This window comes from Enterococcus sp. DIV0436a, from assembly GCF_051711605.1.
GTDB classification, from domain to species: Bacteria; Bacillota; Bacilli; order Lactobacillales; family Enterococcaceae; genus Enterococcus_B; species Enterococcus_B faecium.
The window spans coordinates 1,853,132-1,877,794 of the sequence record NZ_JBIONA010000001.1; the positions used below are offsets into that span (position 1 = coordinate 1,853,132).

21 protein-coding genes, 1 tRNA gene and 2 pseudogenes are annotated in these 24,663 nt (G+C 35.7%); 6 read left to right on the top strand and 18 right to left on the bottom strand.

Annotated elements, in window-relative coordinates; all coding sequences use genetic code 11:
• Window positions 1–17: 17 nt before the first annotated feature.
• The 7 genes from IGL15_RS09020 to IGL15_RS09050 form a co-directional block, all read right to left on the bottom strand.
• Window positions 18–2,117: a lectin-like domain-containing protein gene (locus IGL15_RS09020; protein ID WP_025481064.1), complete on the bottom strand. Its 2,100-nt coding sequence runs from the start codon at window positions 2,115–2,117 to the stop codon at window positions 18–20.
• Entirely contained in the window at window positions 2,118–3,134 is a 1,017-nt protein-coding gene (locus IGL15_RS09025; protein ID WP_002331508.1) for a DUF916 and DUF3324 domain-containing protein, read from the bottom strand. It abuts the gene before it with no gap.
• A 13-nt stretch (window positions 3,135–3,147) separates the two neighbouring features.
• The gene (locus IGL15_RS09030; protein ID WP_002306293.1) at window positions 3,148–3,858 is read right to left on the bottom strand and encodes a WxL domain-containing protein; all 711 of its coding nucleotides are present in this window, start codon (window positions 3,856–3,858) and stop codon (window positions 3,148–3,150) included.
• 41 nt (window positions 3,859–3,899) lie between these two features.
• Complete coding sequence (locus IGL15_RS09035) at window positions 3,900–4,559, bottom strand: WxL domain-containing protein (RefSeq protein ID WP_002332509.1); 660 nt, start codon at window positions 4,557–4,559, stop codon at window positions 3,900–3,902.
• Entirely contained in the window at window positions 4,556–4,876 is a 321-nt protein-coding gene (locus IGL15_RS09040) for an LPXTG cell wall anchor domain-containing protein (protein ID WP_002332510.1), read from the bottom strand. Before IGL15_RS09040 ends, IGL15_RS09035 begins: the two co-directional genes overlap by 4 nt.
• Before the next feature lie 391 nt (window positions 4,877–5,267).
• Complete coding sequence (locus IGL15_RS09045; protein ID WP_002331511.1) at window positions 5,268–6,149, bottom strand: LysR family transcriptional regulator; 882 nt, start codon at window positions 6,147–6,149, stop codon at window positions 5,268–5,270.
• Window positions 6,150–6,169: 20 nt separating this feature from the next.
• Window positions 6,170–6,547: a MerR family transcriptional regulator gene (locus IGL15_RS09050; RefSeq protein WP_002331512.1), complete on the bottom strand. Its 378-nt coding sequence runs from the start codon at window positions 6,545–6,547 to the stop codon at window positions 6,170–6,172.
• Window positions 6,548–6,769: 222 nt separating this feature from the next.
• Here IGL15_RS09050 and IGL15_RS09055 point away from each other — a divergent pair, with 222 nt between their 5' ends.
• Window positions 6,770–7,963, top strand: a complete 1,194-nt coding sequence (locus IGL15_RS09055) for an MFS transporter (protein WP_104765594.1) — start codon at window positions 6,770–6,772, stop codon at window positions 7,961–7,963.
• A gap of 193 nt (window positions 7,964–8,156) precedes the next feature.
• On the opposite strand, the gene IGL15_RS09060 is transcribed toward IGL15_RS09055, so the two are convergent.
• From IGL15_RS09060 to IGL15_RS09075, 4 genes are all read right to left on the bottom strand, one after another.
• A complete protein-coding gene (locus IGL15_RS09060) occupies window positions 8,157–9,329 on the bottom strand; it encodes a class C sortase (protein ID WP_104765593.1) in 1,173 nt (390 codons plus the stop codon).
• Between the two features lie 207 nt (window positions 9,330–9,536).
• Window positions 9,537–10,967 carry a SpaH/EbpB family LPXTG-anchored major pilin gene (locus IGL15_RS09065; protein ID WP_181045233.1) on the bottom strand — a complete coding sequence of 477 codons (1,431 nt, stop codon included), beginning with the start codon at window positions 10,965–10,967 and terminating at the stop codon, window positions 9,537–9,539.
• Window positions 10,964–12,466, bottom strand: coding sequence for a SpaH/EbpB family LPXTG-anchored major pilin (locus tag IGL15_RS09070; RefSeq protein ID WP_086319011.1), 1,503 nt, complete (start codon window positions 12,464–12,466; stop codon window positions 10,964–10,966). The genes IGL15_RS09065 and IGL15_RS09070 overlap by 4 nt, the downstream gene beginning before the upstream one ends.
• Window positions 12,463–14,790 carry an MBG domain-containing protein gene (locus tag IGL15_RS09075; RefSeq protein WP_104765592.1) on the bottom strand — a complete coding sequence of 776 codons (2,328 nt, stop codon included), beginning with the start codon at window positions 14,788–14,790 and terminating at the stop codon, window positions 12,463–12,465. Before IGL15_RS09075 ends, IGL15_RS09070 begins: the two co-directional genes overlap by 4 nt.
• Before the next feature lie 573 nt (window positions 14,791–15,363).
• Between IGL15_RS09075 and IGL15_RS09080 the strand changes: the two genes are divergently transcribed.
• The gene (locus tag IGL15_RS09080; RefSeq protein WP_002306282.1) at window positions 15,364–16,020 is read left to right on the top strand and encodes a CPBP family intramembrane glutamic endopeptidase; all 657 of its coding nucleotides are present in this window, start codon (window positions 15,364–15,366) and stop codon (window positions 16,018–16,020) included.
• An 87-nt stretch (window positions 16,021–16,107) separates the two neighbouring features.
• On the opposite strand, the gene IGL15_RS09085 is transcribed toward IGL15_RS09080, so the two are convergent.
• On the bottom strand, window positions 16,108–16,401 hold the full coding sequence (locus tag IGL15_RS09085; protein WP_002332518.1) for a DUF2087 domain-containing protein: 294 nt from the start codon (window positions 16,399–16,401) through the stop codon (window positions 16,108–16,110).
• Window positions 16,402–16,903: 502 nt separating this feature from the next.
• Between IGL15_RS09085 and IGL15_RS09090 the strand changes: the two genes are divergently transcribed.
• Both IGL15_RS09090 and IGL15_RS09095 read left to right on the top strand, forming a co-directional pair.
• On the top strand, window positions 16,904–17,134 hold the full coding sequence (locus IGL15_RS09090; RefSeq protein ID WP_002293960.1) for a hypothetical protein: 231 nt from the start codon (window positions 16,904–16,906) through the stop codon (window positions 17,132–17,134).
• Window positions 17,135–17,139: 5 nt separating this feature from the next.
• Entirely contained in the window at window positions 17,140–17,439 is a 300-nt protein-coding gene (locus IGL15_RS09095; RefSeq protein WP_181045232.1) for a DUF5960 family protein, read from the top strand.
• Window positions 17,440–17,977: 538 nt separating this feature from the next.
• Here the strand turns inward: IGL15_RS09095 and bsh are convergent.
• Window positions 17,978–18,952 carry a choloylglycine hydrolase gene (gene bsh / locus IGL15_RS09100; RefSeq protein WP_002295271.1) on the bottom strand — a complete coding sequence of 325 codons (975 nt, stop codon included), beginning with the start codon at window positions 18,950–18,952 and terminating at the stop codon, window positions 17,978–17,980.
• Window positions 18,953–19,114: 162 nt separating this feature from the next.
• On the opposite strand from bsh, the gene IGL15_RS09105 reads away from it, so the two are divergent.
• Entirely contained in the window at window positions 19,115–19,372 is a 258-nt protein-coding gene (locus IGL15_RS09105; RefSeq protein ID WP_002295273.1) for a hypothetical protein, read from the top strand.
• 370 nt (window positions 19,373–19,742) lie between these two features.
• Here IGL15_RS09105 and IGL15_RS09110 read toward each other — a convergent pair.
• A tRNA-Ile gene (locus IGL15_RS09110) sits at window positions 19,743–19,815 on the bottom strand.
• A 402-nt stretch (window positions 19,816–20,217) separates the two neighbouring features.
• On the opposite strand from IGL15_RS09110, the gene IGL15_RS09115 reads away from it, so the two are divergent.
• Complete coding sequence (locus tag IGL15_RS09115) at window positions 20,218–21,171, top strand: IS30 family transposase (protein ID WP_002286097.1); 954 nt, start codon at window positions 20,218–20,220, stop codon at window positions 21,169–21,171.
• 15 nt (window positions 21,172–21,186) lie between these two features.
• On the opposite strand, the pseudogene IGL15_RS09120 reads toward IGL15_RS09115, so the two are convergent.
• From IGL15_RS09120 to IGL15_RS09135, 4 genes and pseudogenes are all read right to left on the bottom strand, one after another.
• Window positions 21,187–21,330 (bottom strand): annotated as a pseudogene (locus IGL15_RS09120) (acyltransferase family protein); the annotation flags it as partial.
• A 285-nt stretch (window positions 21,331–21,615) separates the two neighbouring features.
• Window positions 21,616–23,061 carry a PTS mannitol transporter subunit IICB gene (locus IGL15_RS09125; protein WP_002330244.1) on the bottom strand — a complete coding sequence of 482 codons (1,446 nt, stop codon included), beginning with the start codon at window positions 23,059–23,061 and terminating at the stop codon, window positions 21,616–21,618.
• 13 nt (window positions 23,062–23,074) lie between these two features.
• Window positions 23,075–23,505: pseudogene (locus tag IGL15_RS09130) on the bottom strand (PTS sugar transporter subunit IIA).
• A gap of 11 nt (window positions 23,506–23,516) precedes the next feature.
• On the bottom strand, window positions 23,517–24,656 hold the full coding sequence (locus IGL15_RS09135) for a mannitol-1-phosphate 5-dehydrogenase (RefSeq protein WP_002330245.1): 1,140 nt from the start codon (window positions 24,654–24,656) through the stop codon (window positions 23,517–23,519).
• Window positions 24,657–24,663 lie beyond the last annotated feature (7 nt).

The window sequence follows — 24,663 nt, forward strand, 5'->3', positions numbered from 1 at the left end:
GTTTCCCCTTCTTATTATTATGGCGCTGTTTCGATCGTCCATTCCAACTGCGACTGATATTCACCAGCATAAGCACCTGGTAAAACAGCTAACTGGAATTGATGGTTCGCATCTTGATGCAAAGAATAATCTGTCGTATTGTTTTGGACTACTGGTAATTCTATTGCTGAACTATTCGTTATTGGCAATTTTTCTTCGCCATTTAGATAAGTTAATTGCGCAGGCAACTCTCTTGTTCCGTCAGAAAAAGAGGAGGTCTGTTTGACTTTAAGCTGCCAATCTTTCGTAATTCCTGTCGTATCTTCTACAACTACCCCAACAGTTGCTTGTGGTGAAGAATAAACAGTGCTACCGGAAATAACCATATTTTGAAATTGGATCTCCGGATCGATCGATTTAAAGCTTACCTTTCCTTGATTCAATATGATTTTAAAACTTTCGTGATTAGATAGCTGACCTTCTGCATCTTTAGCATAAACTTCTACTTGATTATCGCCAAGTTTCAAATCTGTAAGAGATATATCTTGTGAAAAAGGAAGCCATGAGTCTTTTGCTGTATTGCTAACGTTGTCTTGTAAGACTCTTTCTTGACCATTTAGTTTATAAAACAATGTAACCGTATTACTGTCTTTATCCTTCCATTCCCCATTGATCGTCAATGACTGATCTGTTGGAAAAACATTGACAGTAGCATTTGCCAAAGAATCAGAAAGTTTGATTTGTGGTCTCAAAGCTTCGTTATTTAAAATTTGGTAAGTAGTCTCATACGGTTGGACTGTATAATTATCCCCAATAAATTCTGTATAGTCCTCTGCTTTAATCGTTTTTTGATTAGAATCGATGTTTTTAACTTTTACATCGAATGTTATTTCTACACTTGTCCATTTGTTTTCATGTACGTCTCCTAAATCATTGGACAATGCAGGAACGATTAGCTGATTGTTAGATGTGATCTGTGGTTCTTCCTTCGTTATCGTGCCTGTTTCTGGGTACTTAACTGCTAACGTATGGGGGATATATTCTACATATGGATTAAGAAATTCCTCTCCTACTACATCTGTCCAATTTTGAATACCGCCTAAATAAGTTGCTTTTAAAGAATAGGTCAACGTGTCACCCATATTCACATTTTTGTTAATGACACTTTCGTTATTTTTTAATACATCTGTAGTAGTTTCCACGTCAACAGCTTTTGGCAGTTCTGAAAATACGACAGCGTTGACATTAGAATCATCTCCCGTAGCCCCTGTAAATCCCCAGTAAACATAGTCACTAGAAAACTCAATTCGTGGAAGATTACAAGTTCTGCTTTGTCCATCAAATGTGTAGGAAATCTGACTTGTAAGATGATCATAATGCACTTCAAAATCATGCCATTGTCCATTGGAGAGAGAACCATTTGGTAAATTGATCGGCTCTGTCAATACATTGTGACGTACTTTTACCTTCTGTGTAAGCCAACTTGAATATACATCATAGGTCTCTGAATTTCCTGGCATAGTTGCTGCAATATGATTTGGTCCAGGTTTATAGTTGTGGCTATTTTCGTCATATGCATTACCCTTACCTTCATTTTGATGCGTATCAAATTCAATAGAAAAACTATTATGGAGTGCTTCTTGCGCTGCTTCAGCGCTATTTCTAGCATTTTGTGAAGAATAAACACCTAAGGCTCCGCCTTCTATTGAACTTGAAAAAGCACTATTACCTCTTGGATCATTTTGGAGCGTGAAAGTAATCCCATCTGCAGCTGCTCTTCCTTTATTCCCTAAATACAATTTCATTTTTGTATCAAAGTCTTTATTCAAATCTATTTGATAGTTAGTTGCTGACCACAATGCGGCTCTTTGATTCCTACTATCATCGGTTAGAATACATACGTCATTTCCATTTTTATTTTTAGCAATCGTAGCATGACTGTTACTCCCAACTGGCACTAAATTAAACGCATCTTCTAAACTTGCTCCATCTGGCGCATTAAAGATAACGTCATTTACTGATTCGGCTCTAACCTCTTGTATTTCAAAAAGAAGAAAGAGAGAAACAAGACTAAGAATCGAAAATATTTGTAAAAATAGATGGATATTTTTATTTACCCTTTTTTTCAATATTCTCACCTACTTTTTTTGTTTAAGTAATTTGTAACTTAAAAATGCGATGATCAATAATAACAAAATTCCGACTGTAATGATAGCTGTGAGATACGGGATTCCTTTATCTTCTGTCACTGCTTCTTGATTGATCTTTTTGGCTTTTTCTGACTGGATCGTAAAATCAGTTGTCAAATGCCATGTTTTATCTGTGTTGCCTTCGCTGGCATCGATTGTTACCGTGTAATCTCCAGCTTCGATCTTCTCCTTATTCAAGCTGATCGGAAAGTCGAAGTTCGTATTAGGAGCGATCGACATGTTCTCTTTTTTTGTTTCATAAAGAACATCTTTTGATCCTTTTTTTGTGATCTTTGCATCGAATTTGACTTTGCTGATAATTCCAGGTGTAGGGTTTTGTACATTAGCAAACACAGTCGTATATGAATTTTGTAGACCTGCTTTTGCTGAGTTCAGCTTCAAATCAGGTGTGACAGCATCTGTATCGTTTTGCAATTTTACACCGATCACGTATGCATATTTATTGCGGATAGCTGTCCCGTCTACTTTTTCACTGACATTATCTTTTTTGCTGATGTGTATTCCGCCAAGGATAATTCCTTTGAAACGATTTTTTGGCATGTGAACTTGGAAAGTCACATCTTTGGATTCACCAGCTTGTAATTCGATTTCTTGATTTTTAGGAGTAACGAGCTGATTCAATACATATTTAGCAGAAGAGTCCTTCTTTAGATCTGTTTGTCCGTAATCAATGACCCCATTACTGTTTGTGGCAGCATTATTAACGTCTACGCTAAAAGTTGCTTTTTCTTTTGCTGAATTTGCTAAATGGATCGAAATCTCTTCTTTTTGATCTAGACCTAATTGCAAATCAAAATAAGAAACGTTCTTATTTTTTTGAAAGTCGGGAATATTCGCACTGACGCTGTACGCTGATTCATTCGAATCAGCGTATGTCGTCAGTGGCACGACTACAACACTTAATAAACTAAGAGCAGCAACAAACAATGATTGAAGTTTGTTCATTTTTCTCTCCATCCTAAACAGTTGGCCCTGCTGTTAGTGTCCAAGTGATCGTTGCTGTGTATTCTTTTGCTTGCGCAGATCCTGAAGGGACTGATAATTGAACATTTGTATTGTTTCCTTCTTCTCCTTTAAAGACATCCAACCATGTCCCTTGACCTTTCAAACTATCAGCTGTCATGACTGTTTTTGCTTCAGTATTATTAAAAATCAAATCACTTGTTGCGGGTGCTTCACTTGTATTATCCGAAGTTTTTTCTGCTACCCCATTTTTAAATGATAATTCTGCACCTTTTAACTCTGAATGGTCACTAGCAACAAATTTTGTAGCTGCGGCTGTCAATGTCCAACCACCTTCTACTCCACGTTTATCAGTGATCTGAACATGTGGCTCTGCATTTTCAGCGTTGTATACTTGGCTAGTCGTTGAGATATCTTGTGTGCCAAATGTAATATTTGAGACATAGTCAATTGACAAAGGTCCGTTATCTCCAGTCCCGTGGTTATCTGGGTCGTCCGGATCTACTGGATTCACTGGATTATCAGGATCATCTGGGTTTACTGGATCTACAGGATCAGTGTTATCTCCTGTAAATGTGATCTTTGCTGTCGAAGTGGTAGAATCTTTTGCTGGCTCTGTTTCATCTGCTTGTACGTTCAATGCGCTTAATAATGAGCTTGATAGCAATACTGTCGCTGCTAATGTGTAGAATACTTGTTTTTTCATCGTTGTTCTTCTCTCCTTATTCGTTCATGATAAATGTTTCATTAAGCTGGTGCGTCTGATAAAGTCCAGACAAGCGTAGCTGTGTAATCACCCACTAAGTTACCTGATGGGACTTTAAGCGAAACATTTGCTGTGTCCATTTCATCTGCCCATGTTCCTAATCCTGTATTCGCAGCCGCTGTCATAATGTTTTGTGCGGCATCATTAACTACTACTTCGCTTGTAGCAGGAGGTGTAGCCTTGTTATCTGCAACACTTTTAGCAGTTCCGCTAGGTAATGTTAGTTCTGCACCACTCAATGTTTTATCTTCTGAAGTAAATCCTGGTTTTTCTGTATCGTAATTTACTTGCAAATGCCAGCCAGCACCAGTTCCTCGTAAATCTGATACTTGTGATTCTGTTAGAGATGCAGGTTTTTCGGCAATATATGTTTCTGTTTTCCCAGAAATCGTTTGAGTACCAAAGTCGATGTTTGAGATATAATCGATACGCAAGTCCCCAGTATTTCCAGTTGGATCATTTGAAGGAGGATTATCATCAGGATCGATTGGATCGATCGGGCCTACTGGATTATCTGGATCTTGTTTCGTTAGACCGATTTTTGCTGTACTCTTACCACTTAGGTCATCTGCATGTACGGCCACTGTTCCCGCTAAGATTGTTGTGCTGATTAATATTGTAGCTAAAATTGTTTTTTTCATTCTCTACTCCTCTTTCTATTCCAAAATATAAATAATAAAATAACTACTAAAAGAAATACTCCACTCCATGTAATAAATGATTGCTGTTGCTCATTGGTCTTCGGGTATTTCTCTTGTCTGGATTGATCTGCTGATTTATCAGCATCTTGCGAGGATGGTACGGATGGATCAGTTGAACTTGGCGGAACGCTTCCTTCAAAAGTGATACCTACACTACTTTTTTCACTTGCAGCAAACACCACTTGCTTGAAAGCAGAAAGTTGTATCAAGCAACTCAACGTAAAAACCAATATCAAACTTTTTCTAAATCTTTTCATGAAAGCTCCTCCCATTTTTCTTTTCGAACACCTCCAAAGTTATAACCTTCATTTCTTTATAATGATTACAATCCAGAACAACGCTTATTATAGCCGATTCCGTTCTATCCTTTTTTTATTTGTAAGCGCTTATTTAATAAGTTGTGTAAATTTTTTGATTTTTTGATTCAAAATGAAAAATAAAAAAAGGAGTGTGACAATAGTTATGTCACTCTCCTTTTTTCAAATAAACGATGTTCTAAAGCTTGTATTTGAGGTAATAAGTCGAAATTATATAAAATATTTGAAAAGCTATTTTCGTACATCTCATCTTATTTCCTGAAACTGACCACTTTTGTCACAACCTTTTTATCAATTAATATTATTGAGTTTCCTTGATTAGAAATGGTTATTACTGTTCAAAAGCTTCTTTGAAACGGTGGATCAATTCATTGACTACAGGTGACAAGATCCGATTCTTTTTCCAGACTAGCATGCAGTTCGTTTCAATCAGCGGGTCAAGCGGAACAAATCTCACTTCCTTTGAATGATTACTTACAGCCCCTTCTATGACTAAAGCAGCTCCTACCTGATTCTCAATTAGCGAGAACACATTGAAAATCAAATTGTACGTTCCTGTGATCAACAGCTGTTCTTTTTTTATACCTAACCAGTCTGCAAACATTCGTTGTATTTCTGGACGCTTAGAAATCAAAAGAGAGACATTGGAAAAGTCTTCTTTTTTTATTGCATCTTTTTGTGCTAAATCAGAAGCTTTTGAAATGAGTAATCCCCATTTTTCCTTTCTTGGCAGCAAAATCGTTTCATATTTTTCTGTATCTACTGGATCTAGCAAAATCGCTAAATCTAACAGACCTTTTTCTAGCCGCTCCGTGATGTCATCACTTGTTCCGCTATGTATATGAAATTGAACGCTGGGATAATCACGGATCAACTCTTCTAGTAATAATGCCAATGTGTCTGAATTATCAGCTTCCACACATCCGATCGTAAATCGTCCGCTGAATAATTGTTTCTTTCTGTTCTCGAATTCTTGAGTCGTTTGATTCGTCAAATCTAAGATTTCTTCTGCTCGGCTTTTTAGAAAATAACCTGCATCTGTCAAGATCATTTTACGATTTTCACGTACAAACAGTTCTATTCCTAGCTCCTCTTCTAGTTCCTTCAATTGTCGGCTTAAGGTGGGTTGTGTAAGATGCAAAACTTCTGCAGCTTGGGAAATCGTTCCTTCTTCTGCAATTGTCCAAAAATATTTTAGCAAGCGTAATTCCATAACGATGCTCCTTGATTTTTTTACTTGATACATTCCATTTTATTTCTAGATAAAACATGATCATATTTCTTGATTTTACCTTGCAAACGTTCTAAACATTCTTGCATTTCAGCAATTTTTTTCGTCAAAAGTTCACTTTCTTCAATCAAAAGCTTACGTCGTTCAGACACAGTTGCTTCTCCTTCGCTAGATAGACGAATATATTCGATCAAAGACTCAATCGATAATCCAGCGTTTCGCATACAAATCGTAAAATCGACCCATTTCAGGTCTTCTTTTGTATAATCACGAATCCCGCCTTTTGTCCGATTAACTGGCGGAATCAGCCCGATTCGTTCATAATAGCGCAATGTATCGGCCGAAATTCCCTTTTCTTCACTGACTTGTTTGATATTCATTTGATCACTCTTTCTTTTATTATCTTACCACTTCTCTTATGTATCTTATTATTCTATAACTTTAAGTGTACTCTAAGTCAATAACCATTTCTATTAAAACTGAGCTGGATCATCTATATCAGCCGGATCTACTCTATTCGGAATAAAAAAGACTTGTTTTTTTATTCTTTTTTGGATATACTTTTAACAATTTAGGAAAATTTTAGGAAAAGGGGTATAAAAATGACAAAGTATCAGCGAAAGGTATTATTATCGACATCGGCGGGAATTGCATTAGAGAATATGGACATTATGTTTTTAGCTTTTTCATTATCTTCAATGATTGCTTCTTTTCATATTAGTGGTACGCAAGCGGGGTTCATTTCAACGATCACTAATTTGGGGATGCTCATTGGAGGTATTTTTTTTGGCATCATAGCTGACAAATATGGTCGCGTGAAAGTATTTTCTCAAACGGTCCTTCTGTTTTCGATTGCTTCTTTATTGATGTATTTTGCTTCAAATATCTACTTAGTTTATCTCTTTCGCTTTATCGCAGGTGTAGGAGCAGGAGGAGAATATGGTGCATGCATGTCCTTGATTTCCGAAAGTTTTTCCAAAAAACAAATTGGCCGAGCTTCGTCGGTTGCTGGTATTGGTGCGCAGGTTGGTGCGGCTTTGGCTGCGATTTTAGCTGCTTTGATCATTCCAGCGTTTGGTTGGAAGATGCTATATGTCGTAGGTGTACTTCCGGTACTGATGGTATTATTCATTCGTCGCGGTTTGACTGAACCAAAGGAATTCAAATCTATACAATCCGCCAAAAAGAAAACCAAACTTAGCCGACTATTTGAAACAAAACATCTTGCTTGGCAAACATGTGGCCTTAGTATCATGGTGACTGTCCAAATTGCCGGTTATTTCGGGTTGATGAACTGGCTCCCTTCGATTATGCAAGATCGATTAGGACTTTCAGTTTCTGGTTCTTCATTGTGGATGGTAAGTACTATTTTAGGAATGTCTTTGGGGATGATGACTTTTGGCATGATCATGGATAAGATGGGGCCTAAACTAGCCTTTTCTTTATTTTTGATTTGTTCTTCTTTATCTGTCTATCTACTTGTATTAGCTCATAGCCAGTGGAGTTTGGTAGCCGCAGCTGTGATAGTCGGCTACTTTATCAATGGTATGTATGGTGGATATGGCGCAGTAATCAGCAGTTTGTATCCAACGGAAATCCGTGCGACGGCGAATAATTTCATTATGAATCTTGGACGAGCTGTTGGTGGTTTTTCTTCTATCGTCATCGGTTTTTTGATGGATCATTATAGTTTAACTGCCGTGATCTTGTTTTTGAGTGGTATTTACCTAGTCAGTCTGCTAGTTCTGACAACTATTACTGGTATTACAGAATTAAAGGAAAGCTTGCAGCATTAAAATTCGATGATATAAAGAACCAAAAGGGAGACTGATTAAAAAGTTATACTATAATAATAAAAATCTTCTGAAGCATAAAAAATAGAAGCTGGCGTTCCAGATAGTAAACCAAAAATAGTAGTTTACACGTCCATTTCGTCAGCTTCTCTTTTTTTATTTAGTCGGTTTCCTCTGCTTTTTTGGACATCTTCATTCATTCTTTCTCAATCAAATAGTACGCCTCTTTTTCTTTTCGCAGTTTGTATCTTCCTTTTTTCAATTTCATTGAAAACTGTTTCGAATGTTTATGTTTTACATGGATTTTAAGTAGGATCTCCTCATGTTGCAAGCGATAGTTCCCGCCCTTCAAATCGGAAAACATGACTAATCCATATTCATCAGAAGCTTTCACGAATGGAACTTTTTCTCTAGTAATATAGTGTTTGCCGTTGAGTGTTTTTACAGAAAAGACCATTCCTTCGATTGGTCGTCCGTTTTTGTTCTTTACATAAAAAGATAAAGGATAGTTTCGCTTAGCAATGGCCAAAAAATCTAAATAAGCTATGATTAACCAAATTAAGCCGATCGATCCAAGTAGTATGCCGATTTTCAATGCAAAAAATTTCCATTTTTTCCATTGATCAATTCCTTGGATTGCTTTTTTTGCCTCTTTTGTATGATAAGGAATACGATGACCAGTCACAAGCAGTCGATGTGTATTGACCATGTAAGGAGTGCAGGTAAGCAAAGTCACGAGATCCCTACCTTTTTGGATACCCAAAGAATCTACTTCATCAGGTAAGACTACTTGGATTTTTTCTACTTGATATGCCAATGTCTTTCCATTGATCTGGATGAAAAATTGGTCTTCTTTCTTCAATTTAGGCAGATCTGTAAATAATTTTGCTTCTGGAAGACCACGATGCCCAGAAAGAACGGCATGGGTGCTTTTCCCGCCAGTCGGGTAAGAGCTTCCTTCCAATAATGACGTTCCTTTTTGCAAAAATATCTCCGTTGTCTGATCAAATATGGGTAAACTGACATTGATTTTGGGGATTTCGATGACTCCAAGCATGTGTGCCATAAAAAAGGCATTACTAGGTAAATCTTTTAATACTTTTGCATCAACTGTCTGGTTGAAACTGGCTATCCCTGGTGATACATTTTTTTCTGCCAGCTGCTGGTTTTTCTTTGTCATTTTTTCTTGCTGTTTTTTTATTTCTGTTGAATTCTTTTTCGATGCTTGCTTTTGATAATGGATGATCATCTGCTGGGCAAGAAAATCATTCAGTGAATCTTCTACAAAAGGATAGGAAAAGATCCCGATCCCAACGACTAAAATGATTGCCATGAAGATGTCCAGTATTCTTATTCTGTTTTTTTTCATCATGCCCACCTGTTTTCTAATATGTATATGAAGAGGTTGTGAAATCAGCGTCTTGACCTGAGTATTAGAGAAGCAAACGGAAAAATAGTTCCTCACATTTTTCCATAAATTTGACTTAATACCAAGAGAACGACCACTTCTGTCACAACCTTTCTCCCCATCTGATTCACTGTCGTTTATTATCGTATGATTTTTGTTTCCAATAGTTTATGCTTCTATTTCTTGATGACGTTTTTTGAAGTAGATTACTGCTCCTCCCGTTAAAGAAATACCTGCTAAGATGAACGCGATGATCCCTGTACCACCAGTTGAAGGCAAGATTCCTTTAGGCTGGTTATCAATCGTTGTTTTATCAGAAGTTGTTGGATCATCATCTACTGTAAATTCAGTGTACGCTGCTTCATTCTTAGGTAACGCATAGCCTTTTGGTGCTTTTATTTCTTGTAGGCAGTACGTTCCTTGTTTCAGTCCTTCGATTGAAAATTTCCCTTCTGAATCAGAAATCAATTTCACTTCTTCCCAGTCAGAACCTGAGACTTCACTTGACCAAGCATATAGGTATTCTCCTGAGACAAGGTTTGCTATTTTCTTCATCAATTTAACGGTTGGATCTTTTGCTCTTAGAATAGAAAATTCTGCCCCTCCTAATTTTTCTTGTGTATTCACGTCTTGTTTGATGAAGTGGAAATCACCGTATTTTTGGACGTTTTCTACAGTAATCGTGTTATCTGTAGTTGTATTTTCCCGATTGACTACACCGGTTGGATTCCCAAGATTTGCTTGATCTGCCCCATGGATGATTCCGGTTGTTTGTTGCAATTTTCCGTTTTTTACTATAAAAGTAGTTTCTTTTTGTGGATCGGTTAATTGATAACCATCTGGTGCTTTTGTTTCAACTAAAGTATAATTGCCGTCTAGTAACCCATTGACACTGATGGATCCTTCAGTATCAGTTGTGAATGTCAACGCTGACTCAGCAGGATCATAGAGAGCAACACCAGTGTTTTCATCAAAACCGGTCACGAATTGATTCTCTGAATTTTTGATCTGGAATTGCGCCCCTGCTAACTTATCTACCCCTGAAAAGTTCCCAGTTTTCTGGATTTTGATATTGCTTTCTTTGATGACATTTTTAGCATATAGATGAATCGTGTCTAAAGGTTTGTCAGGGTCTGATGAATTCGGGTTATAAAAGGGTAAGCTTAACACGATATTTGGCGACGTTTCGACACCAGGCTTTGGTGTTTCTACAAAGACGTATACAGCATCTTTCCCATCAGATTTACCTGGAAGAGTCAGGTTAGCTAATCCTTCACCAGAAGTCGTTACACTTGCGAAGGGTGTAGCGTCTGCTGGAACTGCTGTGTCTTTACTTGGATAGTACGTAGCAGTGATGTCATATACGTTGAATTCAACGCCGTTCAACGGTTCGCTATTCGGAAATGTCAATTCCGTTCCGTTGTTTATTTGATTTTCTGGTGCTGACGTGAATTTCAATTTATGCAAATTAACCGTAACATTTTCTGGTGTAGGTGATACGGCTGCAGAAACCTCTGCAGTTCCTAGGCCGAGAACGAAAGGAAGCAGCATGATAGCAGTTCCTAAAAACGTCCATATTTTTGTTTTGATGTTTTTCATTTTATTTCCCTCCTATTGTTTCCTTTTTGTTGTTTTTTATAAAACCAAGCTGTCCCTGTTGAAAGGACTAGCAACAACCCTAAAATTGAGAAACCTCCAAGCATCTCTTCGCTTGTTTTTGGAAAGCTTCCTCCATTTTTTTCATCTGATGGACCATTTGTCTGCATCTGAACTGGCGTTTTTCCATTATTCGTCGGATTTGCTTTTGGTTCGTTGATGATTTCCAATGGTATAGGATGAAGCGGATCATAACTGCCTTTTTCAACTTCAAAGGGAATGGTTGATTGACTCAATATATATCCTTTAGGCGGTTTAATCTCCACTAGTTCGTAACTTCCAAAAGACAATCCATGGACAGAAAATGTTCCATCTTTACTGGAAGTAAAAATCGTTGCTCTTGAATCATCTTTGGGTACCCAATGATTTATCCCGTTTTCTTGCGCTAAGTATTGGTCATTTTTTTTGACTAGAAATTGAGCATCTGCTAGTCTTTGTTTCGTTTGCCGATCCACTTTGACAAATTGTTTGCCTCCTGTTTGGATGGCAAGATGTGTTTCTACTGTTTGATTGTCAGTCGTCAAACGTACATCGTTATCAAATGTCGTTTTTTCACTGTTTTCTTTCAATGTCATTTGGTAACGGATCGTTAATTTTTTCCCAGCAAACGAACTGAGATCTTTTCCAGAATCTGATAAGACAAAACCATGTTTTGTTTTTTGTGTGTGAAATGTATGAATCTTGTCTCCACCAATCAAAAAATCGATCGTTTCTGGTTCTAGCCATAACTGAGGATCAGCTGTATCTTTGATCGTATAGGTTCCTATCTCGTTGATGTTCTCAGTAATTGTTACGGTGATGAGATAAGGGACTTTATCCCCATCTGCAAAATCTGTGTGCTTATTCTCTACTGTTTTTGTTAATGTGAGTGCAGCAGGTATTTTTTGTTCACTCTTTGGATACAAGTGGATGGTCGTCAATTTATGATTAGATGAATCTGTCACAGGAAGCACAACGACAAATGGTGCTGATTTTTCTTTTACTTGATCTGAAGTCTTTATTTCCGCAAATCGGTAAACAGCGTCACGACCTTGCTCATCTTTGTCCGATGCACTAAAAGAAGCAATGCCCTCTTCCCCGTCTACTGTTTTTGTCACATTTTCTGCCAGTATTTTTTCACTATCACTTTTTTGTGCTAGTTTTCTTTGTGCGTCTTCCACACTACTTCCTTCTGACCGCAGCTTGTAAAATTCATCCGAGACATCATATATAGCGAAAGTAACGCCGTTCAACCCTTTTACTCCTTGAAAGTTATCTGGGATATTTATTCCGTCGTTTTGACTGATACTTGGCATCTTATCGCTTTCAAACATTCGATTATGCAAAGTAAATGTAATAGGTAATTCTCTAGCTGACACAGTCGGAGAACCTATAAAAAAGACCAGTAGGATAAAAAAGAGAACAGCAAATATATCCACACGTACATTTTTTGTTTTTTTCATCGCTGTTCACCTGCTTTTTTCTTACGATGGATAAAATAAAAGAAGCCAGAAAAAATAAAGATCAGTCCTAAAAAGACAAAGGGCAGTAGACCTATCCCGCCTGTCGAAGGAAGCAAGAGAGTCGGATTGATCGTCAACTTAGCGGTATCTGTTGCGATAATCGTATAATTATTGTTTACAGTTCCTTCGCCTAAACTAATCGTTACTATTTGTGATCCAATATCTGTCCGGCTGTTAACTGTTAGGGTATAATCCAATGATTCGCCTAAGACAACACCGGTAACGTGGACATTTCCAACCGGAATCGAGTGACTTTGGGCATCATAATTAAAAGCAGCGTCATCGACAGTAATCACTGCGTTAGCTTTATAGATGGTATAAGTTCCTGATATGTTGGCTATATCAGTAAATGACAACTTGGGATTTGCTGCTTTGACTTTGTCTATTCCGCTATTCGTTAGTTTAATTGTATAGCTGCCAGCATTAATCATATTTTTTGCTGATTGTGCATCTACTGTGTAATCCATACTGCTAAGTGCCACTTGTACTGGAGTAAGCGAACTAGTGACACCCTCTGCTAGCTTGACATGGATTGACGGGACACCTGCTTTTCCATCATATGTCTTACTGCCACCGAGCTCTACCGCACCGCTGATTTGCTTAATCGTATAGACATCAGATGTCTGCACGATAGTAAATAAATAGTTTGTTCTGGCAGCTAGTTTAGCTAGTCCGCTTTTTGTCAATTGCCAAGACGTATAGGTTCCAATTTCAGTAGGCGCAGTTACTTCAACTCCCTTTTCATTCATCGCTTTGAAATCAGTTGGATTCCATGTGATTTGATCAATACTGAGATCATTGTTTAAAAGGGATGTTGATTCTGTTTTATCATTAAAGGTATATTTAACGATCGGTACAACAGAAAGACCATCATAGTACTTACTGCCATTTGCATTGATTGATACTGTTGCATTTGTCTTATAATATAGGATGACTTCAGAAATCTGTTTTCCATTTGCGTCCTTTACGATTACATTTCCATTTGTATCTAAACTAGCTGAAACACTCATTGCTGATTGGTTCTTTGTTTCTGTCGCTGAAACAGCTGTAAAGGTATATCCGCTGATAGTAGGCGTATTAGTCGTCAGGTCTTGTGCGGCACTTCCGTAAGTAATATTCATCATTTTAGGAGGAGCAATCGTCTGTCCAAAATAGTCTTGGTACTTAATAGTGATTGGTGCTTGTTTACCTGTATAGGTCACCGTATTGACGTTACTTGCTAGAGCTGTGAGAGAACCGTTTGTTTGTGTAAAAGAATAGCCCGTTACTGCTGTTGGAGTGATAACCACTTTGTCACCCACATGGATTCCAGATAATGTAGTCCCGTACGTTCCGATTTTTGCTGCTCCACCATTGACTGTATAAGAAAAAGTTCCTGTCCGATTCGCATTGACCTGAACCGTCGCTGCTTGATAGGTTGGGAAATTTGAAACATTCCCCTTACCATCAACGATCTGCCCATTTTTGATCGAGTACCCTGTGAATGGAATATCATTTGCTAACTGTATACCGATTGAAAAAGTACTCATACCTCCTCCGGCAGGAAGCCCTCCCCATGTTGAGGGTGTAAAAGAATAACTTTTATCCGCATTGGGTGTAACTGAATCGATCGTATTTCCAGCGGTAGCCACCCCCATATAGATACTTTTTGGGAATGTGATAGTAGTACCATTTACTGTGGAGCCAATAAACAGATTATGGATATCTGGACGGTTATCAATAAAAGCGATTGCTTTGGTTACGCCTTGTAACGCAGTTTTATCCGCACTCATCGATCCGTTAACCGCAACAATGACTCCATCTTTGGCATATATCACTGTATATCCATCTGGTATGGTATGTCCGTTGAAATTCGCAGTGGCCGCAACAGCGCTAAATGTCTGGCTTCTACCTGTTTCTGAATAAGCTTTCTCCCCTGCTGCTTTTGCTGCTGTGATTTCTTTTTCTGTCGGATCAATCAGTTGAGTCGAGGATGTGGTTGAGGTTGTCTCGTTGTTGCTAGACTGTTTGGTACTTTCTGTTGACTGTACTTCAGAAGCGGGTGGACTATTTGTCTCCTCTATCGTTTGGTTAGCAAAATTTGACGTTTCTGTATAAACGTTTACATAAATACTTGATAAGCTCCCTAAGAAAGTAAAAATCAAGATGATCGAAATCATAATGGGATGTAAGTATTTTCTTTTAGATACAGCTTTGAGTCTAGAAACAAAATGTTTTTGACATATACGTTGGATTTTATTTTGAGTTTTCTTAATCATTTTCATCCCTCCTCTCAATAAAAAATCATCAAATAATCCTTTACACGTTATTCTAAATTTAATTTTTATTATTTTATTGATGTATAGAAAGTTTGGGGCTTTTTTTCTCTTTTTATTCTAAGGTTATTTTAGTCTTGTCCTTTAATACAAAGATTTTATTTTTAAATAAAAAATACTCTTTTTTTACGATTATTGAAAAAAAAAGATAAAACTTGATTAATTGAAGTATTGCTTAAATTTGGAAGCTAGGAGGGAAGAATAAAAGAGTTAGGACGGGATTATCTACTATTTTTCTTTGTTTTAAATATTTGCTATCTTTGAACATAAAAGAGAAATGTGTCGACTGCAGTGTTGTGTCCCTCATCACGAATAAACGGTGTTCAATTAGCTGATCTTGTATTCACTTAAAAAATGGTAAAGTACGAGTTGCTATTCCCCATTTTCAATTTTCTAACGCTCAGGACAAAATACTGTTTTCACAACCTCATTGGAATAAAAGCATATATATTGTTTCAAGAACGAAATCTTGTTATCTTTTTAAAGGGCATCTGTCCAAAATCTAATTTTAGGAGGTACGTTTTGGTATTTATTCGTACAAATAAAAGAGAATTATCTTTATTCATTCTTTATTTTCTATTCATAGGATTTCAATTAGGGATCCTTCCATTAGCCTTATTATCTATGGTAACGAACAGTGATTTAATACATTCAGAGTTTGTTGTGTTCGCGGTTAACTTATGTATTCCTTCTATTATTGGTATCATTTTGTTTCGTAAAGAGATCATAGAAAGTTTTTCTTACTTCAAAGAAAAAACTTGGCTGAGGATTGCTAGTATATTTTTTTGGGTAGGCTTGATCTTTTTAGTAGACGTCTTCATGCAATACATTTTAGGTCCTACTAACCAATCAGCCAATCAGGGATATTTATTGCAATTAGGAAAACAAACGCCGCTATTTTTGACTTTGATTGTTTTTGCTTTCTTTGGTCCGATTTTAGAAGAACTTATTTTTCGTCATCTTTTAATTAATTGGCTTTCTCAATCTATTGGTTTAATTTTGTCTTCTTTGATTTCTATTTTTCTATTTACATTTATTCATGTAACGCATCCAATTGATTTTTTCATGTACGCTCCTGGAACGATTTTACTGACGATTGCTTATTTAACTGCGAATCGCTCATTAGCTTTTATCATAGCTATCCATATTTTGAATAACGTTCTTGGCTTTGTATTATAGATACAGATGACAAAAAAAGTTCAAGTATGCGGTGTAGAACCAATATCGCATACTTGAACTTTTTTCAATGAGTATAAATTAAAACTTCTAATTTTCAATTCCCATCATCTGATATGCCCGACCGTCTGAACTTCTTTTGAAAAAGCCGAATGTGATTAGATAACGTCTTTGTTCGACATAATCGCCACTAGAAAATACGTTCAGCAGTATCGAATTAACCTCTGTTTCTGTATAAATCACTCCATGGTCAAAGCGTTTCAAGACTTCTTTCAATAGGATGTATTTCTTTTTTGTTGAACTTGGTACTTGTTTTACTTTTCCATCATTCATGAATGTCTCCAAAACTTTCATCTTCTCTTTCTCCGTATAAGTATAAATCATCTTCTTTCTCCTTTTGATTCTAAGAATACTCCATTTATGTTAGAATATTCTGGATTTTTTATTAAAGCGGTTACTCTTAAGAAAGATATTATCATAGTGCTCTTTTTTTTACTACTACTTATAGGTAGATTTATTCTAATCCATTATTCTCCCCTACCAATAATTAAAGAAAAAAACTGGATCAGGGTGTTCAAATTACATGCTAAGAAAAAAGAACCCTTGAATACCAAGGGTTCTTTCTCAGTCTGATAACAATGATTAACGACGGATTTCTTTGATACGAGCAGCTTTTCCGTGTAATGCACGTAAACAAAACCACTATATTCTATTATGTATCTAACACCCTCAAAACAGCTATAAATCAACAATACCGACATAAAATAAACACTATGTTCAATCTGAGATATATCAAAGGTAAACGCATTTTTGCCCCCTTTTTGCCCCTCAAATATCGCTTTACAATAAGAACGTAAGTTCGTATAATCGTTTTGAGGTGATTTTTATGATGGAAGAATTTATTAGAAAAAATATCAGTGACGAATATGCAGACTTTTATGAGAAAAGCAGCAAAAAAGATAAATTCCAGATGGATGTTTCAATCTTAGCTATATTAGCTTTTTCCGAAAATAACCAACCTGTAACTGCAAAAAAAGAAACAGTATTCTCTGAAGGCAAAATAAAAACTCGATATATATTAGAGGTAGAAACTAAGTTTAAAAATAGATCGGAGTAATGGTTATGCTTTTTAATGAGACGCAATTATGGTTTAAATTTGACCCTTCGAATAGATTTATCAAAGATTTTTATAAAGTATGGAATTCAGAAGTTTTCTTCTTAGCAATCGAAGATAGCTTATTAATCAATCTCTACTATTCCAATAAAAACTACTTTAAAATCCCTGCTGCGAAAACTAGAATGAAGAAAGATGTGTATTTTTTGTTTGATATCGTGACTGACGTGCCAGACGCACGGAGCGATCATCGACGTTATGATTATATAAAGTATACTTTCGTTGATCCAGAAAGGTATATAGATTAAAATAAGTTACCTAAAAAGGACAAATACAAATTTTATTATCTTATTCATAGTAAGAAGATAATTTTAAGATTGCGAAATACGATACTATTTGTAATCTATAGTATCAGTCCTATAAAATAAACATCTAATTAATTACTCTAAATCCTAATTATAAGCCTTTTTTCTCACTTTTTTTCAAAAATATGGTATGCTTCTTAGTGAATTCAAATATAAAAGAGTTTAAAGCGTAATACACTTATGGGGAAGTGGTTTGGGGTGCGCTTTAAACTCTTCTTTATTATTATCTCACAGCATGCTTAAAAGGTCTATGGATTAAGTTATGTAAAAAAGTGCCTCTTTAAACGTCCTAAAATCCAAACAAGGATAGCATAATATACACTATCGTTGATCCAGAAAACAGGTAAATAAATTTTGCAAAAGCAATAAGTTAAAAACATTACAAAAAAGACAAGGATATCACATCAAGAAAAAATGTTTTGAAAATATCTTTGCCTTTTTGTATTATATCTATATTAAATAATCAATCACAACACACTAACTAATTTATATATTTAATTTGTTGTTTTTCTATAATTGGATAACTAATTAACTTATGACTATCTAAGTCTTCTTTATTCATATCAATTGCAGTAATTTGACTGTCTTCATATGTTCGATAATAATAGATTCCTTTGTCAACATTACAACAAGAAGAATAAATTGTATATTCATATTTTCCATCACCAACATCACACAAACCTTTTTGTTGTTCTACTGAACCTAAGATATGGAAAAATTGACTAATACTTTCTGACTCTGAATCTCCAGATACAGAATTCAGCTTCGTAAAAGTCGCTTTAACAAAACGAGATACTGAGGATAAATCTCCAGGCAAGCCTATCCCTCCCATACCGCGGCTATAGGCATTCAAACTTATTTGATTTGAAAAATTATTTTTAGGAGTTTCACTCGATAAGACACGATAATTGTTTAAATTAAATAATTGATAGTCAAATGAAGGATTATTGGTAAGAACGCCCACAGGGTTATCATATATATGAAGTCCATCTTTCATACTTTCAATGACAATTGATTTTTCTTTATCAGCTAATAGCCAATGTAAAGGGGATAAAGGAAGTTCGTCACTATAATTTATATTTGCTAAATTGATATTTTTTAACAATTTTTTAGCTTCTCCTACTGTTGAGCATTGTCCTAAAATCCAAGGAATAAATTCAAAAGGAGATACATTGTCTTTCCCTTCTTGTATTTCTTTATAATCAGCATACCCAGAAAAATTTAGTCCAGCCATACTCAATCCTTTTTCATTTGTCGCATCGTAATAAAGAGGGTAGTCAGCTATACCAGCGGCAATACCAATCATTGCATAATGAGTATCCAAATCATTTACCTTTCGAAAATTCAACTTATAATTTCTTGGAGTAATAGTGACTACTTCATTGTAAGATATTTCATAATCAAAATTCCTTCCAAAATAATGATCACTTGTTACATAAGTAATAGACGTACACATAGTTTATTCCTCCTAAATATTTTTCTGTCCACGTTCATATTACTCCAAAGTTTTCCTCATTCCAAAAGAAAAGCACAGAATACACAAAGAAGCGTTTTTATTTGTATAAACTATATCAAAGTTCTATACTTAAATTATCAAATAAAAAGGACGTGAAGATAAATGTCAAATTTAGAAAACAAAGAAGAAAAAGTTGTAAACAAAATTGTTTCTGTTGTCAATAAACTGGATAAAGAGTTAGACGAACTTGATACGTTATCTGAAAATCCAGAAAAAAAACATAACCTAAAAAAATGGTTAGTTGAACGAAAGGCTATTCATGAAATTAAAAAAGTTCTTCATGAAGCTGATAAATATGAAAAATATGATGAAAAAGAACTTGATAAAGAATTTAAAGAAATCAATGACTTATTACTCTGATCTATTAAACGACTCATTATGAGTCGTTTTTTTATACAAAGAAACTATCTGGAGGTAATCCAAATATAAATATTGATTGTAGTACAAAAAAGAAGCGTCCGAAGACGCTTCGCTGTTTAAATGCGTAAAAAGATTGGGAAATTGATTCATCAGCTATTACGACTATTATTATAATCTCATCCTATAAAAAATCAATACTAAAAAACTATTCTTTCGAGTAGCTCTGAACAGATGTCATCATAACTTATGAAGGAAATAGACATAAGATTGTGTATAAAAAAATAACCACCCGAAGGTGGCTGAAGAAAGCTTTTATTTACATAAATACTCTTCTAAATAATTTTAACACAGAACTAACTTAATTACTATATGTACCCTGTAGGACTCAACCTACGACCGGACGGTTATGAGCCGTCTGCTCTAACCAATTGAGCTAAAGGTACGAGAAGCCATCACAACTACTGCAAACAAAAAGAATGGACATAGACTAGATAATAATGGTTTTCATTCTTTGTTGTGATGGCACATTAATTATTACACATTTAATAGCAAAAAACTAGATTGTACTTATTCTTTGTAAAATATATTATTTTATGCTATTATTTCCAAGTCATAAAAAGAAAAAAGCTTCAGATACTTATCTTTTTGGGGAAAGACTCTAGGGTGAGGGAGTATCTGAAGCTTTTTTCTATGTTTATTATCTCACATAGTTATTTTTTAGTCTATTATTTGCTTAATTTTTTATATTACGCCGTTTGTATAATTAAGCGAGACAAATAAAAAAGCCATTTATGTTACACTCAAATTGTAATACCCGCTAAAGCATACAAGGAGAGTGAACATAAATGACTTATACCCATCTTACACCAAACGAGCTTGTAATGATAGAAGCATATTTTCATCAAGAAACTCCGGTTGCTATCGTTGCGAAGCAGCTTAAACGTGGACGCCAAACAATTTACAATGTCTATAACTTTCTCAAATGTGGTGGAACAGCACTTGAATACTTTGAACAATACAAAGAAAATAAGCGACGTTGTGGGAGAACCGAAATCATTTTTCCTGCTGAGGAAAAAGAATACATTGCAAAAAGATCAACTGAAGGTTGGACCCCAGACGTCATTATTGGCCGTGCAGAGCGAACCTTCTCTTGTTCAGTAAGTACCCTCTATCGCCGGTTTAAGACGGGAGAATTCAATGTTTTACATTTACCGATGCAAGGAAAACGAAAACCAAATGGTTATAAGGAAAAACGTGGAAAACAGGCATTCAAAAGAAATATTTCTGAACGTAAAAAAGATTATGTCGTTTTCGAAGAAGAATTTGGACATTTAGAGGGTGATACGATTGTCGGCATCCACCATAAAAGTGCCGTCATCACACTCGTTGAGCGACTTTCAAAAGCCATTATCGCCTTGAAACCAGAAGGCCGTAAGGCAGTTGATATTGAAAATTCGATTAATGAATGGCTTCAATCCGTACCCAAAAATCTTTTCAAATCAATTACCTTTGATTGTGGAAAAGAATTCTCTAATTGGAAAAGTATTAGTAATACGAATGATATTGATATTTATTTCGCAGACCCAGGAACGCCTTCCCAACGGGGATTAAATGAACATTCAAACGGACTCCTCCGAAAAGATGGACTACCAAAAGAAATGGAATTCAACCAAGTCAATCAAGGATTCATCTCATCCGTTGCGTCCAAAAGAAACCATATCCCTAGAAAATCACTAAATTACCAAACACCATTAGAAGTTTTTTTGAGTTACGTAAATGGAAAGTTTTGTCTCGCTTAATTTGACAAATAATACCATTAAAAAACCAGAAACCACAAAAAAGATCGTTACTCCTTGCAATCCGCCTGGCAGCAAACTATTTGGCAAATGATAAAATATCACTGCTAAAACAGCAATGCCTCTAAAACAATCGATTTCCTTTGAATATATTTTTTTCATGTATCATCAACCTCCTTCTCTTCATGCATGTTTTAATCAAACATATTCTTCCGTATCGATTTTTTCATTTTTCTATTCGTTTCACCTTGTTTTGTAAATTAACAGTTAAAAGTATCTAAAATGTATCTTTGCCCCATCAGTTCTCGTTGATCACAAAAAATATGAACATAAAATATCCGATTAATTATTTGTGCGACAAAAAAAGGTTGCGACACAAGCCATGTCACAACCTTTTTATATTAGGCAAAATAATATTAATAAAGGTTAATCAAAAATTCCCATAAATTAGTCTTCTGTTTTTAATCCAATGATTTCTTCTGCTAATCCATTGATTACTGGATCTTGCAAATAATTCTTTAATGTCACAATTTTCATGTTAGGATGTGCTTTTCTAGTCCGTTCCTCCAAATCTTGATGTACGATCACCAAATCACTATCTTCTGGTACCTCTTCAATTCGATAATTTTTTATCTCAACATCAGTAATACCTGCTTTTTGCAATTTTTTCTTGAATATTGTTGCGCCCATTGCGCTGCTTCCCATTCCTGCATCACAAGCAAAGGAAATTTTATTCATCTCTTTTTTCTCGGTACATATTTCTCTAGCATTTTCTTCTTTTAATAATTTTCTTCCTTCTGATTTCATCGTTTTCGATTTTTGAACTGATAGTTCAAAATTTCTGTCTTCATCTGTTGATTTATCTGCTTTTAAAATTACTGATGTTACAAAAAAGGAAACCAGTGTTGCTGTGACCACTCCCGCCATGACACCCAAAAAATTTCCCCGAGGCGTTAGAGCTAAATAAGAAAAAATAGAACCTGGACTTGGACCTGCTACCAGGCCCGCATCAAATAATTCAAAAGTGATGATTCCTGTCATTCCACCAGCAATCATAGATAATATAGTGAGTGGTTTCATTAATACATATGGAAAATAAATCTCATGTATTCCGCCGAAAAAATGGATGATGATTGCACCTGGTGCTGTCTGTTTTGCTGCCTTTTTACCAAATAAAGAATAAGCTAACAATAGTCCTAAGCCAGGGCCAGGATTTGATGCTACCATGAAATAAATTGATCTGCCTGCCTCTAATGTTTGTTGCATACCTAATGGATAATAAACACCTTGGTCAATAACATTATTTAAAAATAAGACTTTTGCCGGTTCGTTGATTAAGGACAGTATCGGTAAAAAACCAGTTGAAACTAATGCTTCAATTGCACTCGTTACAAATTGATTAGCTGATTGGATTATTGGTCCAACTACCAGATAAGAAAGGCACATCAGTATGAAACCAATAATTCCTATAGAAAAATTATTGACGACCATTTCAAAACCAGCAGGAACTTTCCCATCTAAAAAATTATCTGTTTTTTTCATCATCCACCCACCAAGTGGCCCCATAATCATTGCTCCCATGAACATTGGTATGTCAGCACCAATAATCAAACCTATTGTTCCGATTGTACCTAAAACAGCTCCACGTGTACCACCAACCATCCGACCACCAGTATAGGCAAGTAGTAAGGGCAATAGATAGCTGACTGTCGGACTTACGAGTTCATTCAGAGATTCATTTGGGAACCACCCGGTTGGAATGAATAATGCAGTAACAATTCCCCATGCAATAAATGCGCCTATATTTGGCAATACCATATTTGTTAAGAAACCGCCAATCGCTTGAACTTTAGCTCGTATGGAGACTCGTTTTTTTTTGTTTGCTACCTCCATTTTCTTCTCTCCTTTACTTCTTTATCAAATCTAACAATGCTTTTTCTGTCTTCACATCGAATAACTTTTGATACATTTTTCATCACTCAGCAATTCTCCAAGATTGGCCATTAAGTCTAAATGTCCCTTTGGCGAATCAGAAGAAAAGGTAAAGAAGAATTTTACTGGTTCTTCACTTGGGAACATGACTGGCTTATCTAAACATAAAAAGCTCATCCCGACCCCTTTGCTCCCAAATTCTGGACGCGCATGAGGCATTGCTACTAGTGGCAGTAATATAATATAATTTCCGTTATCCAACACATTTTGTATCATCGCTTGTACATAGCTTTCCTCTATTATTCCCTTTCCTATCAAAGGACGCGCACTTACTCGGATTGCCTCTTGCCATGAATCGATCGCATCCATAAACATTGTATTTCCTGACAATTGTTCTTTTAGCATATTCTCCTCCTCTAAATCTGGGACTCATAAGCAGCGACAACTTCATTCAGCAGCTTACCTTCCAAACGAGAAATCTTTTTAATCGTTGCTTTCAACCCATCATTTACAATCATTCGACGTAGTTGTTCAGCTTCTGGATCAGCAAGATTCCGATAATGATATCCAGCAGCAATTACTTTTATTCCTGCATCGTAAGGTAAATGATATGAATCTAGTTTTACTATGGGAGCAATTAAACGATCATTAGGGCCTAATTTTCGAATAGGGGAACTTCCTACACGAGTAATTTCATCGGAGAGTTTCTGATTCCCATGACGGTTTAATGTTTTTTCCACAAAAGATGTTAATTCTTCTCTAGAAAAATGATATTTTTGTACAAAGTACTCTATATTCTCCATTAAAAATTGCTTGACTAGATTGAAAATCTCCATATTTTGGATTGCTTCTTGAATCGTCTTATATCCTTTCAGTGCGCCTAAATAAGCTACTGCCGCATGAGCAGCATTAACGATATAAAGCTTTCGCTCAATGTAAGGCTCCATATCATCAACCAAATTTACATTTTTCATATCAAAAGATGTAGTTGGATCTAACTGCTGTCGATCCATTATCCATTCATAATAAGGTTCGACAACAGAGATCATTTTTCCTCCAAGAACTTTTCCTAAAGATTGTCGATCGATTGCCGTATTCACAAAATATGCATATTCATCAAAATTCTCTTGTTCTTTTTCTGACAGCAAAGAATAAATTTCTTTTTTCAACACATCACTTGCATTTATCACATTTTCATTAGCTACGATATTGATGCTATGCTTTTGTTCAAATCGCTTACTTAAGGCTTGCGCAATGATCGGTGCAATTTTTACTAAATTTATTGCGCCAACAGATGTTGTTAAGATATCTGCATTTTTTGTTGCTGTAATCACCTCTTCTAGCTCGGATAAACTATTCAGTGCCACAACATGATCAATGAAATCACTCCTGTTCATTTCATCAATAATTTCGATAGTATAACCCTTATCTTGATTTAATTGATGGATCAGTTCAGGATTCGTATCAATAAAACATAGATCGAATCCATTCTGATGTAGAATTTGTCCAATAAGCCCTCTGCCGATGTTCCCTGCTCCGAAATGTACCGCTTTCATTTTTCAC

Excerpts from the sequence above, each read along its gene's own strand:
- IGL15_RS09060 (WP_104765593.1), bottom strand. The coding sequence starts at position 9,329 with ATGAAAAAAAACAGAATAAGAATACTGGACATCTTCATGGCAATCATT.
- IGL15_RS09125 (WP_002330244.1), bottom strand. The coding sequence starts at position 23,061 with ATGGAGGTAGCAAACAAAAAAAAACGAGTCTCCATACGAGCTAAAGTT.
- IGL15_RS09070 (WP_086319011.1), bottom strand. The coding sequence starts at position 12,466 with ATGAAAAAAACAAAAAATGTACGTGTGGATATATTTGCTGTTCTCTTT.
- IGL15_RS09065 (WP_181045233.1), bottom strand. The coding sequence starts at position 10,967 with ATGAAAAACATCAAAACAAAAATATGGACGTTTTTAGGAACTGCTATC.
- IGL15_RS09040 (WP_002332510.1), bottom strand. The coding sequence starts at position 4,876 with ATGAAAAGATTTAGAAAAAGTTTGATATTGGTTTTTACGTTGAGTTGC.
- bsh (WP_002295271.1), bottom strand. The coding sequence starts at position 18,952 with ATGTGTACGTCTATTACTTATGTAACAAGTGATCATTATTTTGGAAGG.
- IGL15_RS09030 (WP_002306293.1), bottom strand. The coding sequence starts at position 3,858 with ATGAAAAAACAAGTATTCTACACATTAGCAGCGACAGTATTGCTATCA.
- IGL15_RS09095 (WP_181045232.1), top strand. The coding sequence starts at position 17,140 with ATGCTTTTTAATGAGACGCAATTATGGTTTAAATTTGACCCTTCGAAT.
- IGL15_RS09135 (WP_002330245.1), bottom strand. The coding sequence starts at position 24,656 with ATGAAAGCGGTACATTTCGGAGCAGGGAACATCGGCAGAGGGCTTATT.
- IGL15_RS09085 (WP_002332518.1), bottom strand. The coding sequence starts at position 16,401 with ATGATTTATACTTATACGGAGAAAGAGAAGATGAAAGTTTTGGAGACA.
- IGL15_RS09115 (WP_002286097.1), top strand. The coding sequence starts at position 20,218 with ATGACTTATACCCATCTTACACCAAACGAGCTTGTAATGATAGAAGCA.
- IGL15_RS09105 (WP_002295273.1), top strand. The coding sequence starts at position 19,115 with ATGTCAAATTTAGAAAACAAAGAAGAAAAAGTTGTAAACAAAATTGTT.
- IGL15_RS09075 (WP_104765592.1), bottom strand. The coding sequence starts at position 14,790 with ATGAAAATGATTAAGAAAACTCAAAATAAAATCCAACGTATATGTCAA.
- IGL15_RS09045 (WP_002331511.1), bottom strand. The coding sequence starts at position 6,149 with ATGGAATTACGCTTGCTAAAATATTTTTGGACAATTGCAGAAGAAGGA.
- IGL15_RS09090 (WP_002293960.1), top strand. The coding sequence starts at position 16,904 with ATGATGGAAGAATTTATTAGAAAAAATATCAGTGACGAATATGCAGAC.
- IGL15_RS09055 (WP_104765594.1), top strand. The coding sequence starts at position 6,770 with ATGACAAAGTATCAGCGAAAGGTATTATTATCGACATCGGCGGGAATT.
- IGL15_RS09050 (WP_002331512.1), bottom strand. The coding sequence starts at position 6,547 with ATGAATATCAAACAAGTCAGTGAAGAAAAGGGAATTTCGGCCGATACA.
- IGL15_RS09025 (WP_002331508.1), bottom strand. The coding sequence starts at position 3,134 with ATGAACAAACTTCAATCATTGTTTGTTGCTGCTCTTAGTTTATTAAGT.
- IGL15_RS09035 (WP_002332509.1), bottom strand. The coding sequence starts at position 4,559 with ATGAAAAAAACAATTTTAGCTACAATATTAATCAGCACAACAATCTTA.